We start from the raw sequence: 12,165 nt of genomic DNA, 5'->3' as shown, positions 1-12,165 counted from the left end.
CTCCCCGTCGGCGCAACTGACGGAAATGTCGTAAAAGCTGTGTTGAAGTCAATAGCATGACAGCAGGAAAAAAGCACCTCCCGCGTGTCAATGGAGTGTCCTGGAAGCGCGAGATGCGCGAAGGACACAGTATCCTTCTCCCTTTATATAGAAACTACAGCGAAAAGATCGAGGATTTTTCAGGTCACGCGGACGCGAATCTGTTCTATAGGGCAGAAAATCCGGGAGTTTTCCATGTCCGAGACCGCCACATCCATCCAACCGACCTTCCTTCCCGTTGGCACGGGCGAGAGCGAGCGCCAGATCGCCATCATCGAGCGCACCGCCGGCAAGGGTGCCAGGAATGTCAGCTTCGTCTGGTTGTCCGGCTATCGATCCGACATGAGCGGCACCAAGGCCGTGGAGCTGGATGCGCTGGCGGAGCGGCTTGGTATCGGCTGTATTCGCTTCGACTATTCCGGCCACGGGCAGTCTGGCGGCAAGTTCACCAACGGCACGATTTCGCGCTGGCTGGAAGAGGCACTTGCCGTCATCGATCATACAAAGCCGAAGAAGATCGTTCTCGTCGGCTCGTCGATGGGCGGCTGGATCGCGCTCAGGGTCATCCAGGAACTGCGCAAACGCAAAAAGACAGCCGCCATCGCCGGCCTCGTGCTTATCGCGCCTGCTCCCGATTTCACCATCGATCTCATCGAGCCGAACCTTTCCGATGTCGAGCGGCGCTCGCTGGCGGAACGCGGCTATTTCGAGGAGCCTTCGGAATACAGCCCCGAGCCGAACATCTTCACGCGCGCCCTCATCGAGGACGGCCGCGCCAATCGCGTGCTGACCGGCATCATCGAGACTGGCTGCCCGGTACATATATTGCAGGGTATGCAGGATGCAGACGTGCCTTTCTCGCATTCGTTAAAGCTGGTCGAGCATCTGCCGGCGGACGATGTCGTGTTAACGCTTGTGCGCGACGGCGATCATCGCCTGTCGCGGCCGCAGGACATCGAGCGCATGCTCGCTGTGGCCGAGACGTTGGCGCTACATAAAGCGCCATAAAAACAAATAGATATCTGCGAAATGCTCGGCGCGCTGGCTCCTTTTGCGACCGCCTCGGGGGCGCGCTTGCGTAATCGCAGGCAGCAGGAAATTATGGCAACTATCTCCTTGATTGTGCCGAAATTAACCATAGGAGCCGGTTCCGGTGTTAACACTTAAGTAACGATTGACTTCGCGCACCCCCCTACATTAACAATTTGTTAACAAATGCAGGGACGATACAAGGATAGTGGGCGTGCGTATTAAGGGCTTGTTGATTGCCTTCGCTGCTATAGTTGCGATGTCGTCGGCGGCGATGCCGGCACCTCAGCAGGGCGTTTCGATGACCGTCGGCAACGTGACCTCCCAGCCGATCGGACACTACGACTTCTGTCAGAGACATACAGACGAATGCGGTCCGACCCGTAATGTCGGTCCCGTCGACATGAACGCGGCCGCCTGGGCTCTCGTCAACCAGATCAACCTGCGCGTCAACAAGACGATCCGCCCAGCGACCGACATGGAAGTCTACGGCCAGGAGGAATATTGGGAATATCCGAAGACCGCTGGCGACTGCGAGGATTTTGCCCTGCTGAAGCGCAAACTCCTCATCCAGAGCGGCATTTCCGCCTCCAACCTGTTGATGACGGTCGTTCGCAAGCCTGATGGCGAAGGACATGCGGTGCTGACGCTGCGCACCAAGCAGGGCGATTTTATCCTCGACAACCTTGAGGACGAGATCAAGGTCTGGACCAAAACTCCCTATTCCTATCTGAAGCGTCAGGCGAGCTTCAATGCCGGCCGCTGGGTCACCATCGAGAACGGCAACGACGTCCTGGTTGGTGCCGTCAAGTAAGCGCGAGCTAATTTCTCGTTACACAAGAAGGCCGGCCCATCGGACCGGCCTTTCGCTTTTTCGTCTTGTAATAAGACCCGTCCTCACTCTTGGGTGCGGACGAATTTGCTACCACCACGAGCGTCAAGAGTTCTTATGGCTCTGCTGGCCGGCCTTGACGTGCTGCTCGTGGGTGCCGCCGCGTGAGCTGGCAGAGTGCTGCTCACGGGAGCCGGTGGACGAAGCATTCCTGGTGTTGTCATTGTCCATGCGCTTGTGGCTTTGCTGGCCAGCCTTCACATGCTGCTCGTGGGTTCCACCTTGGTTTGCCATTGGATCATCTCCTTTGGTTTGCAGACGAGGCCAAGAGCGGCCTCGTTTTGCTAACCGGTGGGGGCAGAAGGCGTTCCGAAATTTAACATTTCGTGATCTCGTAGTGTCTTTGCCCTTCCGGATGCGACAAAACATTGCCCATCCCTCACCGCCGGCCCTTCGCTTGGGCATCCTGAGCCTGCCGAAGGGGCGTTCGGCGCGAAACGATTCACCGGATCGTTTCGTCGGCTACGCCGAACGCGTCTCACCCATTTCCGATCAGAATGCCGGCACCCAGCACCAGCGAGCCGCCGAGGACAACCTGGAAGGCAGCCCGCAGGAACGGCGTCTCCATATATTTGTTCTGGATGAAGGCGATGGCCCAAAGCTCGAAGAAGACGACGATTGCGGCGGTGATCGTCGCGGTCCAGAAATGCGGGATGAGGTAGGGCAGCGCATGGCCAAGGCCGCCGAGCGCGGTCATGATGCCGCAGGCTAGGCCGCGCTTGATCGGCGAACCGCGACCGGAGATCTTGCCGTCGTCATGGGCTGCCTCGGTAAAACCCATGGAGATGCCGGCGCCGACCGAAGCCGAAAGGCCGACGAGAAAGGTCTGCCATGTCTGCTGCGTGGCGAAGGCGGCGGCAAAGATCGGCGCGAGCGTGGAGACGGAGCCATCCATCAGCCCGGCGAGACCCGGCTGCACATAGGTCAGCACGAACTGGCGGCGCGCCTGCGCATCTTCCTCGTGCTTGACCTCTTCCGGCGTATGCTTCTCGCCAAGCAGGCGGGCCACATCTTCATGACCCTGCTCGGCAAGTGCAAGATCGCCGAGAAGCTGGCGCGTCGAGGCATCGGATACCTGCTTGGCCGCTTCGACATAGAAATTATAGGCCTGCTGCTCCATCGCCTCGGCCTCGTCGCGCATGGCATCGAGGGAGAGGTTCTTGCGCAGCCAATCGGGTTTGCGCTCGTAAAAGCCGCGCACATGCTCGCGCCTGATCAGCGGAATTCGCTCGCCGAAGCGGCGGCGGTGCATGTCGATCAATGTCTTGCGATGCGTATCCTCGACCTCGGCCATGTCCTCGAAAACCTTGGCGGACTCGGGATAATGCGGGCGGAGCGTATCGGCATAGGCGAGATAAATGCGTGAATCGTCTTCCTCTGCCGCAATGGCAATCGCCAGAATCTCCTGTTCAGAAAGAGAGGTGAAGGGACGTTTCGACGGGCGGAATAAGCCTAGCAGCATCGGGGCAACCTCATAACTTTAGAATTATTCTAATTCTAAAGTCGACAATTGCGCTGGTCAAGCACTGAGACGTCATTGCGGAGGGAAAATCGTGCCGGAAAATTTGTCACCCGCCGAACGAGGCTGCGGAAAATAGCAACGCGACTTTGACAGATTGCCGCAACATCTCCATGACGTCTTGGTCGCGCTGAGAAATTGCATACATAGGGACCTGAAAGACGTCGGAGCAGCGGTTCTCCACGCGCCGGCACTCGGAGAATATTATGGAAAACGAGATACAGGCTCGCGCCGCCCATCTTACCGGCATCCGCGAAAGGGCCGAGGCGGAGATGGCGCGGATGGGCATCGATCCCGCCTTCATCGACAGGCTGGTCGACACGTTCTATGGGCGCGTTCAGGCGCATCCCCGGCTCGGACCGGTCTTCGACGGGCGCCTTGCCGGGCGCTGGCCCGACCACATGGAAAAGATGAAGCGCTTCTGGTCCTCCGTTGCCTTCAAGAACGGCGCCTATGGCGGCAAACCGGTCCAGGCGCATCTCGGCGTCGAGGGCATGGCCGCCGACCTCTTTCCAGAATGGCTGGCGCTTTTCTCCGAAACCCTTGCCGATATCGCGCCTTCCAAAGAGGCAAGAGACTGGTTCATGGCGACGGCCGAGCGCATCGCCAAGAGCCTGACGCTCTCACTCTTCTATAATCCAGCGCTGGACGATCCCGCGAGAACGACGGCTTAAGGCAGGCCGCGCGAAAATACGGCGGCAAGTCACTTCAAACTCGCCGCCGCAAGATCGGGTAGCGCCTATGCATGTGCTTTGCGATAGGCCGCGACCGCAAGCCAGATTGCGGAAAGCAGGAAATAGAAGGCTCCGAACGCCGCGTAGGGGACGATATCCAGAATGGTCGGCTCGACCGTGCCGAGGGATCGGCTGAGCATGAAACCGCCGGCAAGTGCCGACTGCGCGCCGCTCAGGATCATTACCCATTGAGCGCCATAGATACGCCAGCGCCTTACGCCGGTGTAGAGTTGCAGCAAGCCCGAAAGGATCGCCCAAGCCCCAAACACGGCCAGGACGGCATAGGTGCTATTGTAGGCGGCCACGACAACGGCGAGCGCCGTGGCGATGCTGACGACAACATTCAACGCCTGGGACGGATTGACCTTCAGGCCGCCGTTAACCCGGGCGTCGACCAGATTGGCGAGGGCATCCCAGACAGGATAGATCACCAGCAGAAACGCGGCGGATGGGGGTTTTGCGCTGAGGAAGATCGCGGCTGCAATCCAGACGATCGAGAACAGGGCACGTGTAAAATAGTAGGACTGCAGCCAGTTGGGCTGGGATGAAATGCGACTTTGCATCGGGAGGCTCCTTGTATTTGCCTACCTACTAGTAGGAAGACACACTCACTGAGTCAACACAGGCCCGAACACCGTTTCGTGAGAGCCAGAAGTGGTGCGGCGATCTTGACAACCAGCCTACCAAAAGGTAGGCAGCGATATGAAATCAATAACTTCCACTTCAGAAAAAATTCTCGACATCGCACAGGCTCTTATCGTGGCCGGAGGCTACAACGGCTTCAGCTATGCCGACATCTCCGCTGCGATCGGCATCCGGAAGGCAAGCATCCACCATCACTTTCCGACAAAGGCCGAACTGGTTTCGGTGCTGGTGAACCGTTACAGGCAGCAGACGGAAGCGGGTTTGAAGTCTTTGCGCGAAGGCATCTCGAGCCCCGCGGAACAGCTGCAGGCCTATGTGAGCTACTGGCACTCATGCATTCGGGACGCCTCGCTGCCCTTCTGCGTCTGTGCGATGCTCGCCAGCGAGATGCAGATGCTGCCGGAGGAGGTCGCATCCCAGGTGCGAGGCCATTTTCATAGCCTCGCCGGATGGCTTACGTCAGTGCTGCAGGCGGGAACCGAGAATGGCCTCTTCCGGCTGAACAAACGGCCCGAGGAAGAGGCGCAAATCCTGATGGCCTCGGTTCATGGAGCAATGCTCTCGGCGAGAGCTTTCGGCGATCCAGAACTGTTCATCGCAATCGTTGCACCCCAGATCGCCAGGCTTCAAGCCGCGGATTGACGGAGAGTTGCCGGGCCAAACTCAAAGCAACGACGGCTTACCCCCCGCCAGTCTTAGCCTTTCGCAGCGAAGATCGTCGCCCCGATACTGGCTGCAACAACAAGCGCGGTGCCGAACATCTGAGACGGCGTCATCGGCTGCGACAGGATGACGAAGCCGGCAAAGGCGCCGATGGCAGGCTCGAGGCTCATGAGGATGCCGAAGGACGAGGTGGGCATGCGCCGCAGCGCCACCATTTCCAGCACATAGGGCATCAGCGGAACGAGCAGCGCAAGCCCGGCTATTTCGAGCAGGCCGAAGGCCGTCAGATGCGGGACGGCCGAGGCAAAGCCGAAGGGGGTGGAAACGACCGCTGCAACCAGCAGCGACATGGAAAGCCCCTCGAGGCCCTGAAAGGCATTGCCGACCTTCTTCGTCAAAAGAATGTAGCAGGCCCAGCCCGCGCCTGCGCCGATGGCAAAGAGAATGCCGGGGAGATTGCCGACCCATTCTTCGCCATCATAGGCCAGGAGCAGAACGCCGATTGCCGCAAGGATTGGCCAGAGAAGTTGGCGGCTGAGTCCGAAGCCGAGGGTCGCAACCAGCAGCGGCCCGAGAAATTCGATGGCGACGGCAAGCCCTAGGGGAATGCGCGCGATTGCCGAAAAGAAAGAAGTCGTCATCAGCGCCGAGACTGTGCCGAGCGCCAGCACGCCGAGCCATTGCGAGCGGCTGTAGCTCGTGATCTTAGGCCGGACGATGATCGCCAACGCGATGGAGGCGAAGACGAGCCGCAGCCACGTTGCGCCCGCCGGCCCATAGGCGTTGATGATCGGAGCCGACAGGGCCGAGCCGAACTGGATTGACGACATCGACATCACACACATCAGCACGCCGGCGACAATGCCGCCGGTCGATGGCGCGACATCCGGATGCGGCATCAGCCCCGCGCCGCCATCCGATCCACTGTCGACAAGCTTCTGTTCCATAAACACCCCCAACTAGGCGGCGTTTTAGAGGCGTGGCCATGCAGTGGCAAATTCAAACTTTTCATCCTGCGATCAGGCACTTTGATGCAAGGCGCCTCAGGCTTCGAGACCCTTCAGCACATTGGCGACGTTCAGCCCGATCTCGGGCACGCCATAGCCACCCTCCATGCAGACGAGGACGGGCAGGCCTGCAGCAGCAACCCGCTCGCCCATGCGGATGAAGTCCTGCGATGTCAGCCTGAAGAAGGAGATCGGATCGCGCTCGAACGTATCGACACCGAGCGAGAGCACAATCGCTTCCGCGCCGAAGGCCTTGATGCGGGCAAGCGCATCATCGAGCGCCGCCGACCAGACCTCCCAAAGCGTGCCGCGCGGCATGGGGTAATTGCGGTTAGCGCCCAAGCCATCACCCTCGCCTTCCTCATCAGCATGGCCAAGGAAATAGGGAAAGGCGTGGATGGGATCACCATGCAACGACGCTGTGAAAACATCGCCGCGTCGGTAGAAAAGGTCCTGCGTGCCGTTGCCGTGATGGAAATCGACATCGAGCACCGCCACCTTGGCCGCGCCGTGATCACGCAGCCGCTGCGCCGCGACGCCGGCATTGTTGATGAAGCAATAACCGCCGAAGAGATCGATGCCGGCATGATGGCCGGGCGGGCGGCAGAGCGCGAAGGCGAAGCGGTTGCCGGCGTTGAGCCAGTCGGCGCCTGTCAGAGCGCAGCGCATGGAAGCGAGCGCCGCCTCATAGGACCCTTTCGTGATCGAGGTATCGGCCGCGTTGGCATAATGGCCGATCATGCCGACGATATTGTCAGGCACGCGCTGGCTGGTGCGCCTGACGGGAAAGGAATTGGCGATCGCCTCACCCTTATGGCCGGCGGCGACCCAGCGCTCCCAGACCGCGCCGAGAAAATCGAGATAGGCCGGATCATGCACCTTTCGCGCAGTTTCCAGCCCGTGGGCATGAGGTGCAATCACATCGGCAAAGCCGGCTTCCTTCACGGCGGCAAGGATCCATTCGGCGCGGAAGGGCGCCTCGAAGGGTGTGACGAGCTGGCCATCATGCAGCTCGGTCTTCGCGTCTCTGAGCTTGTGATCCTCCGAATAGATGACCCGCATGTTCGCCTCCCCATCGCCCACTTTGTTCTGCTGATGACACGAAGGCTTACATGTATCGCGTCCGAGAAAAAAGGATGACATGCAATCTTGAATGCTACTGCAAACAACTGCACCTTCCGCCTGCGTTTGAGGAATTGGAGGCGGCCGCATGAAACTCCTGATGGTCGATGTCGACGGCGTGTTGGTGCACGGCCGGCCAAGCGACGGATTGCCGCTGTTCACCTATCTAGAGCGCGATCTAGGCTTGCGGCTGGATGTGCTTCAACAGGCGTTCTTCAAAACCTGCTGGGTCGATATCGTCACCGGCCGCGATGCGCTGGAGCCGAAGCTTGCAGAAGTTCTCGGCAGGATCGCTCCTCATCTCAGTGCCCGAACGCTGATCGACTACTGGTTCGAGAATGATTCCCGCCTGGACCACGTCCTGCTCGACGATCTCGCCGCCCTGCGGGCCGGGGGAACGAGGATGTTCCTTGCGACCAATCAGGAGCATATGCGCGCCGCCTATCTGATGGGCGAACTCGGGCTCTCCTCCCGCTTCGACGGCATCTTCTATTCCGCCGCCCTTGGCTATCAGAAGCCAGCAGCCGAATTCTTCCGGCTGGCAACCGAACGTGTCGGGATATCCGCAAGCGAGATCGGCTTCATTGATGACGTGGAGGCCAATATCGAGGCCGCGCGGCACTTCGGCTGGAAGGCGATGCAATGGACAGCGGGATCGACATTGCAGGACGCCACTGCCGCCTTCTCAGCCTGAATAGCCTTCTCAGGCTGCAATGCGCTTATAGAAAATGGTCGTGTCGCAAAGGCCGCCCTCCGGCCACATCGCATAATCCGGCACGACGCCGACGCGCTGCCAGCCGAGGCGCGGATAGATCGCCTCGGCATCGCTGCCGGTTGCCGTATCGAGCACAAGCAGGGTCTTGCCGATACGGGCTGCCTCGCGCTCAGCCGCCTCCATCAAGAGGCGGGCAAGTCCCTTACCCCGCGCGGATCGGTGCACCAGCAACTTCTTGAGATCGCCGCGATGCGGCTGGTTCGGCATCTGAGCTACGCCCACCTGCACCGTGCCTACGACCCTGCCCTCGATCACGGCGACAAAAAGCAATGTCCCGCCGCTTTCGATGCTGTCAGCGACGCTCTGCCAATAAGGCAATGCGTCGGCAGGCATATAAGGCTGCATGAAGCCGACGGAAGCGCCGCCATTGACGCAATCGGCAAGCACATCGCAGAGATCCCGCAGGACAGTGCGAGCCTCGGCGGCGGAGATAAGACGAATATCAGGCATGAGAAGGTCCTTGGGTGTTATGAACGGCCGCGATCGAGGATGACGCTGTAGCGCGCCGGCACCTCGCCGGGATTGTGGAAGGCGTGGCCATCGCCGACGCCCATGAAGAGGCAATCGCCAGGCATGAGGCGGTGCACGATGTCGCGGTGCGTCACCTCCATTTCGCCCTCGAACAGCCAGACATGCTGGGTCATGCCGGCACTTGCCGAATTCGGCGGGAAGATGACGCGCGCGCCGGCGGGGAAGATGACTTCGACGACATCGACCTTCGAGTCGGTTCCCGGCGGCGAGACGGCGCGTCTGACATAGCCGGTTCCCGGGTCGCGCCAGATCGCCTGCTGATCGCGGCGGGCAAGCGGCGACACCTCCTTATCCTCCTCGGCAAAAAAGGCCGAAAGCGAAAGTCCAAGCGCTGCGCAAAGCCGCGACAGCAGCGAGGCCGTCGGGCTCGCCTCGGCCCGCTCGATGCGCGAGATCATGGCACGGCTGACGGCCGAGGCATTGGCAAGCTCATCCAGCGTCAGGCCGCGGGTGATGCGCAGCTCCTTGATGCGCGCACCGATCGCCAGTTCCAGATCATCATCCGCCATGACTCATGTCTCACGCTTCGTGATTCTACTATATGAGAAATACATGATCGCATGATGGAATCAAGAGCATTGTGACACTCGGCAGCGGCGAGCCAGAAAAGGCTAACATAACGTGAAGATACCAGCCAAAGCTCCGCTTTTCCGCTTTGCGGCGCGGGGCGGCGCTGCTATATGGCGCGCATGAGCACCAATTCCACCACTCCGCTTTCGCATATCCGCAACTTCTCGATCGTGGCCCATATCGACCACGGCAAATCGACGCTGGCCGACCGCCTGATCCAGACGACGGGCGGCCTTGCCGAGCGCGAGATGTCGGAGCAGGTGCTTGATAATATGGAGATCGAGCGCGAGCGCGGCATCACCATCAAGGCCCAGACCGTGCGCCTGCACTACAAGGCTAAGAACGGCGAAACCTATATCCTCAACCTGATCGACACGCCCGGACATGTCGACTTCGCCTATGAAGTCTCGCGCTCGCTGTCGGCCTGCGAGGGATCGTTGCTTGTCGTCGACGCCTCTCAGGGTGTGGAAGCGCAGACACTCGCCAACGTCTATCAGGCGATCGACAACAATCACGAGCTCGTCACCGTCCTCAACAAGATCGACCTGCCGGCCGCCGAACCCGACCGCATCAAGGAACAGATCGAGGAAGTGATCGGCATCGACGCCTCCGACGCCGTGCTGATTTCGGCCAAGACCGGCCTTGGCATTCCCGACGTGCTGGAAGCCATCGTTCACAAGCTGCCGGCGCCGAAGAGCGCGGGCGGCGAGAAGGCGCCGCTGAAGGCGCTGCTGGTCGACAGCTGGTACGACACCTATCTCGGCGTCATGGTTCTCGTGCGCATCATCGACGGCACGCTGACCAAGGGCCAGACCATCCGCATGATGGGCACGGACGCGAAGTACCAGATCGAGCGTGTCGGTGTTCTCACGCCGAAGATGGTCGCCGTCGACAGCCTCGGTCCCGGCGAGATCGGCTTCATCACGGCTTCGATCAAGGAAGTGGCCGATACCCGCGTCGGCGATACCATCACCGAAGACAAGCGCCCGACCGCCGAGCCGCTGCCGGGCTTCAAGCCGGCGCAGCCTGTCGTGTTCTGCGGCCTCTTCCCGGTCGATGCCGCCGATTTCGAAGATCTGCGCTCGGCCATGGGCAAGCTGCGCCTCAACGACGCCAGCTTCTCCTTTGAAATGGAATCTTCTGCCGCTCTCGGCTTCGGCTTCCGCTGCGGCTTCCTCGGCCTGCTGCACCTGGAAATCATCCAGGAACGCCTGGAGCGCGAATTCAATCTCGACCTGATTGCGACGGCTCCCTCGGTCGTCTATCAGCTCACCATGACCGACGGCACCGAGATCGAGCTGCACAACCCGGCCGATATGCCAGATGTCGTCAAGATTTCCGAATTCCGTGAGCCGTGGATCAAGGCGACGATCCTGACGCCGGACGATTATCTCGGCTCGATCCTGAAGCTCTGCCAGGACCGCCGCGGCATCCAGACCGAGCTGACCTATGTCGGCAACCGCGCCATGATCACCTACGACCTGCCGCTTAACGAAGTCGTCTTCGACTTCTATGATCGCCTGAAGTCGATTTCGAAGGGCTATGCCTCCTTCGACTACAGCCTGACGGACTATCGCGAGAGCGATCTCGTCAAAATGTCGATCCTCGTCAATGCCGAGCCGGTGGATGCGCTCTCCATGCTCGTGCACCGCTCGGCGGCTGAAAAGCGCGGCCGCGTCATGTGCGAGAAGCTGAAAGACCTGATCCCGCAGCACATGTTCCAGATCCCGATCCAGGCCGCCATCGGCGGACGCATCATTGCGCGCGAAACGGTGAAGGCGCTGCGCAAGGACGTGACCGCCAAGTGCTACGGCGGCGACGCCACCCGCAAGCGCAAGCTGCTCGACAAGCAGAAGGAAGGCAAGAAGCGCATGCGGCAGTTCGGCAAGGTCGAAATCCCGCAGGAAGCGTTCATTGCCGCGCTGAAGATGGGGGATGAGTGAGCGACTCGAAGAACAGTACCTCACCTCCCATTGAAGATAAGGCCGCTCGCGTCAGTAAGATGGAGCGCGAGCGTCTCTGGCTAAGTGAAAATGCAGAAGCGATTGTAAAGGCAAATGCCTATGTCGAAAGACATGGTCTGCCTTTCGCACAATACCGTCAGTTCTGACAGCGGGTCTCACCACGTCAGCCTCACCCCTGCCCCATATATGCTTTCGTCAGGCCCTCATACTCCTCCATCGCCGGCAGAGCGGCATAGCTGTGCCTGGCCGGCGTCGTCACCCATGGCAGCTTTTCGCTCGTCCAGGTCTCGATGAAGGGCGTGAACCAGCTGGTGTCGTCGAGCATGGTGGCACGCACGTTGACGAACCAATCGACGCCTTCGAGCTTCGTGAACATCCAGCTCATGCAATGCGGGCAAAAATAGTGATGGATGACATCGCCGTGCAGACCGCCGATGACAGGCTCGCCCTGCGTTACCTCGAAACCCTGCGTGGGGATGGCGGCGCTCAGCGAATAGGGGCCCGCCGTCATGCGCTGGCAGCCGGTGCAATGGCAGGCCATGGTGAGCAGTGGCTTGGCGCTGATCTTCAACCGCACCTGCCCGCAACGGCAGCTGCCTTCGCTCGGTAATTCCAGCGTGCTCATGATGTCATTTACTCCTATTTCAAAATCGTCGGTGTACGGCATGTCGCCAT

At 60.2% G+C, this 12,165-nt stretch carries 14 protein-coding genes and 1 pseudogene; 7 read left to right on the top strand and 8 right to left on the bottom strand.

Annotated elements, in window-relative coordinates; translation table 11 throughout:
• Positions 1 to 234 precede the first annotated feature (234 nt).
• Together FBZ97_RS30960 and FBZ97_RS30955 are read left to right on the top strand one after the other, a co-directional pair.
• Positions 235 to 1,047, top strand: a complete 813-nt coding sequence (locus FBZ97_RS30960) for an alpha/beta hydrolase (protein ID WP_113329869.1) — start codon at positions 235 to 237, stop codon at positions 1,045 to 1,047.
• A 235-nt stretch (positions 1,048 to 1,282) separates the two neighbouring features.
• Positions 1,283 to 1,882 (top strand): transglutaminase-like cysteine peptidase, encoded by a 600-nt coding sequence (locus tag FBZ97_RS30955; RefSeq protein WP_113329868.1) that lies wholly within the window; start codon positions 1,283 to 1,285, stop codon positions 1,880 to 1,882.
• A gap of 123 nt (positions 1,883 to 2,005) precedes the next feature.
• On the opposite strand, the gene FBZ97_RS30950 is transcribed toward FBZ97_RS30955, so the two are convergent.
• Positions 2,006 to 2,194 (bottom strand): hypothetical protein, encoded by a 189-nt coding sequence (locus FBZ97_RS30950; RefSeq protein WP_069611022.1) that lies wholly within the window; start codon positions 2,192 to 2,194, stop codon positions 2,006 to 2,008.
• Between the two features lie 244 nt (positions 2,195 to 2,438).
• A complete protein-coding gene (gene mbfA / locus FBZ97_RS30945) occupies positions 2,439 to 3,422 on the bottom strand; it encodes an iron exporter MbfA (RefSeq protein WP_113329866.1) in 984 nt (327 codons plus the stop codon).
• 263 nt (positions 3,423 to 3,685) lie between these two features.
• On the opposite strand from mbfA, the gene FBZ97_RS30940 reads away from it, so the two are divergent.
• The gene (locus FBZ97_RS30940; RefSeq protein ID WP_145323411.1) at positions 3,686 to 4,153 is read left to right on the top strand and encodes a truncated hemoglobin; all 468 of its coding nucleotides are present in this window, start codon (positions 3,686 to 3,688) and stop codon (positions 4,151 to 4,153) included.
• A 65-nt stretch (positions 4,154 to 4,218) separates the two neighbouring features.
• On the opposite strand, the gene FBZ97_RS30935 is transcribed toward FBZ97_RS30940, so the two are convergent.
• Entirely contained in the window at positions 4,219 to 4,776 is a 558-nt protein-coding gene (locus FBZ97_RS30935; protein ID WP_145323409.1) for a DUF308 domain-containing protein, read from the bottom strand.
• 139 nt (positions 4,777 to 4,915) lie between these two features.
• Here FBZ97_RS30935 and FBZ97_RS30930 point away from each other — a divergent pair, with 139 nt between their 5' ends.
• Entirely contained in the window at positions 4,916 to 5,500 is a 585-nt protein-coding gene (locus FBZ97_RS30930; protein ID WP_145323408.1) for a TetR/AcrR family transcriptional regulator, read from the top strand.
• Positions 5,501 to 5,553: 53 nt separating this feature from the next.
• Here FBZ97_RS30930 and FBZ97_RS30925 read toward each other — a convergent pair whose 3' ends face one another.
• Both FBZ97_RS30925 and FBZ97_RS30920 read right to left on the bottom strand, forming a co-directional pair.
• Positions 5,554 to 6,468, bottom strand: a complete 915-nt coding sequence (locus tag FBZ97_RS30925; protein ID WP_186449571.1) for an EamA family transporter — start codon at positions 6,466 to 6,468, stop codon at positions 5,554 to 5,556.
• Positions 6,469 to 6,564: 96 nt separating this feature from the next.
• Positions 6,565 to 7,590, bottom strand: a complete 1,026-nt coding sequence (locus FBZ97_RS30920; protein WP_145323406.1) for a histone deacetylase family protein — start codon at positions 7,588 to 7,590, stop codon at positions 6,565 to 6,567.
• Positions 7,591 to 7,738: 148 nt separating this feature from the next.
• On the opposite strand from FBZ97_RS30920, the gene FBZ97_RS30915 reads away from it, so the two are divergent.
• Positions 7,739 to 8,344, top strand: coding sequence for an HAD-IA family hydrolase (locus FBZ97_RS30915; RefSeq protein WP_145323404.1), 606 nt, complete (start codon positions 7,739 to 7,741; stop codon positions 8,342 to 8,344).
• Positions 8,345 to 8,353: 9 nt separating this feature from the next.
• Here the strand turns inward: FBZ97_RS30915 and FBZ97_RS30910 are convergent, their stop codons facing one another.
• Positions 8,354 to 8,875 carry a GNAT family N-acetyltransferase gene (locus FBZ97_RS30910; protein WP_145323401.1) on the bottom strand — a complete coding sequence of 174 codons (522 nt, stop codon included), beginning with the start codon at positions 8,873 to 8,875 and terminating at the stop codon, positions 8,354 to 8,356.
• A gap of 17 nt (positions 8,876 to 8,892) precedes the next feature.
• Positions 8,893 to 9,465 carry an XRE family transcriptional regulator gene (locus FBZ97_RS30905; RefSeq protein ID WP_145323399.1) on the bottom strand — a complete coding sequence of 191 codons (573 nt, stop codon included), beginning with the start codon at positions 9,463 to 9,465 and terminating at the stop codon, positions 8,893 to 8,895.
• A gap of 171 nt (positions 9,466 to 9,636) precedes the next feature.
• Between FBZ97_RS30905 and lepA the strand changes: the two genes are divergently transcribed.
• Entirely contained in the window at positions 9,637 to 11,469 is a 1,833-nt protein-coding gene (gene lepA / locus FBZ97_RS30900) for a translation elongation factor 4 (RefSeq protein WP_069611013.1), read from the top strand.
• A gap of 32 nt (positions 11,470 to 11,501) precedes the next feature.
• Positions 11,502 to 11,636: pseudogene (locus tag FBZ97_RS35095) on the top strand (type II toxin-antitoxin system CcdA family antitoxin); the annotation flags it as partial.
• A gap of 23 nt (positions 11,637 to 11,659) precedes the next feature.
• Here FBZ97_RS35095 and FBZ97_RS30890 read toward each other — a convergent pair.
• Positions 11,660 to 12,115 (bottom strand): GFA family protein, encoded by a 456-nt coding sequence (locus tag FBZ97_RS30890; protein WP_145323397.1) that lies wholly within the window; start codon positions 12,113 to 12,115, stop codon positions 11,660 to 11,662.
• Between the last annotated feature and the right edge of the window lie 50 nt (positions 12,116 to 12,165).

Origin of the sequence: Rhizobium sp. ERR 942 (assembly GCF_007828395.1) — a bacterium.
Lineage (GTDB): Bacteria > Pseudomonadota > Alphaproteobacteria > Rhizobiales > Rhizobiaceae > Rhizobium > Rhizobium dioscoreae.
The sequence above is the reverse complement of the archived record's forward strand: the minus strand, read 5'-3'. Positions and strand labels throughout refer to the sequence as shown.

Coding starts and splice junctions, on each gene's coding strand:
- FBZ97_RS30905 (WP_145323399.1), bottom strand. CDS start 9,465: ATGGCGGATGATGATCTGGAACTGGCGATCGGTGCGCGCATCAAGGAG.
- FBZ97_RS30950 (WP_069611022.1), bottom strand. CDS start 2,194: ATGGCAAACCAAGGTGGAACCCACGAGCAGCATGTGAAGGCTGGCCAG.
- FBZ97_RS30930 (WP_145323408.1), top strand. CDS start 4,916: ATGAAATCAATAACTTCCACTTCAGAAAAAATTCTCGACATCGCACAG.
- FBZ97_RS30940 (WP_145323411.1), top strand. CDS start 3,686: ATGGAAAACGAGATACAGGCTCGCGCCGCCCATCTTACCGGCATCCGC.
- FBZ97_RS30910 (WP_145323401.1), bottom strand. CDS start 8,875: ATGCCTGATATTCGTCTTATCTCCGCCGCCGAGGCTCGCACTGTCCTG.
- FBZ97_RS30890 (WP_145323397.1), bottom strand. CDS start 12,115: ATGAGCACGCTGGAATTACCGAGCGAAGGCAGCTGCCGTTGCGGGCAG.
- FBZ97_RS30960 (WP_113329869.1), top strand. CDS start 235: ATGTCCGAGACCGCCACATCCATCCAACCGACCTTCCTTCCCGTTGGC.
- FBZ97_RS30915 (WP_145323404.1), top strand. CDS start 7,739: ATGAAACTCCTGATGGTCGATGTCGACGGCGTGTTGGTGCACGGCCGG.
- FBZ97_RS30920 (WP_145323406.1), bottom strand. CDS start 7,590: ATGCGGGTCATCTATTCGGAGGATCACAAGCTCAGAGACGCGAAGACC.
- FBZ97_RS30925 (WP_186449571.1), bottom strand. CDS start 6,468: ATGGAACAGAAGCTTGTCGACAGTGGATCGGATGGCGGCGCGGGGCTG.
- mbfA (WP_113329866.1), bottom strand. CDS start 3,422: ATGCTGCTAGGCTTATTCCGCCCGTCGAAACGTCCCTTCACCTCTCTT.
- lepA (WP_069611013.1), top strand. CDS start 9,637: ATGGCGCGCATGAGCACCAATTCCACCACTCCGCTTTCGCATATCCGC.
- FBZ97_RS30935 (WP_145323409.1), bottom strand. CDS start 4,776: ATGCAAAGTCGCATTTCATCCCAGCCCAACTGGCTGCAGTCCTACTAT.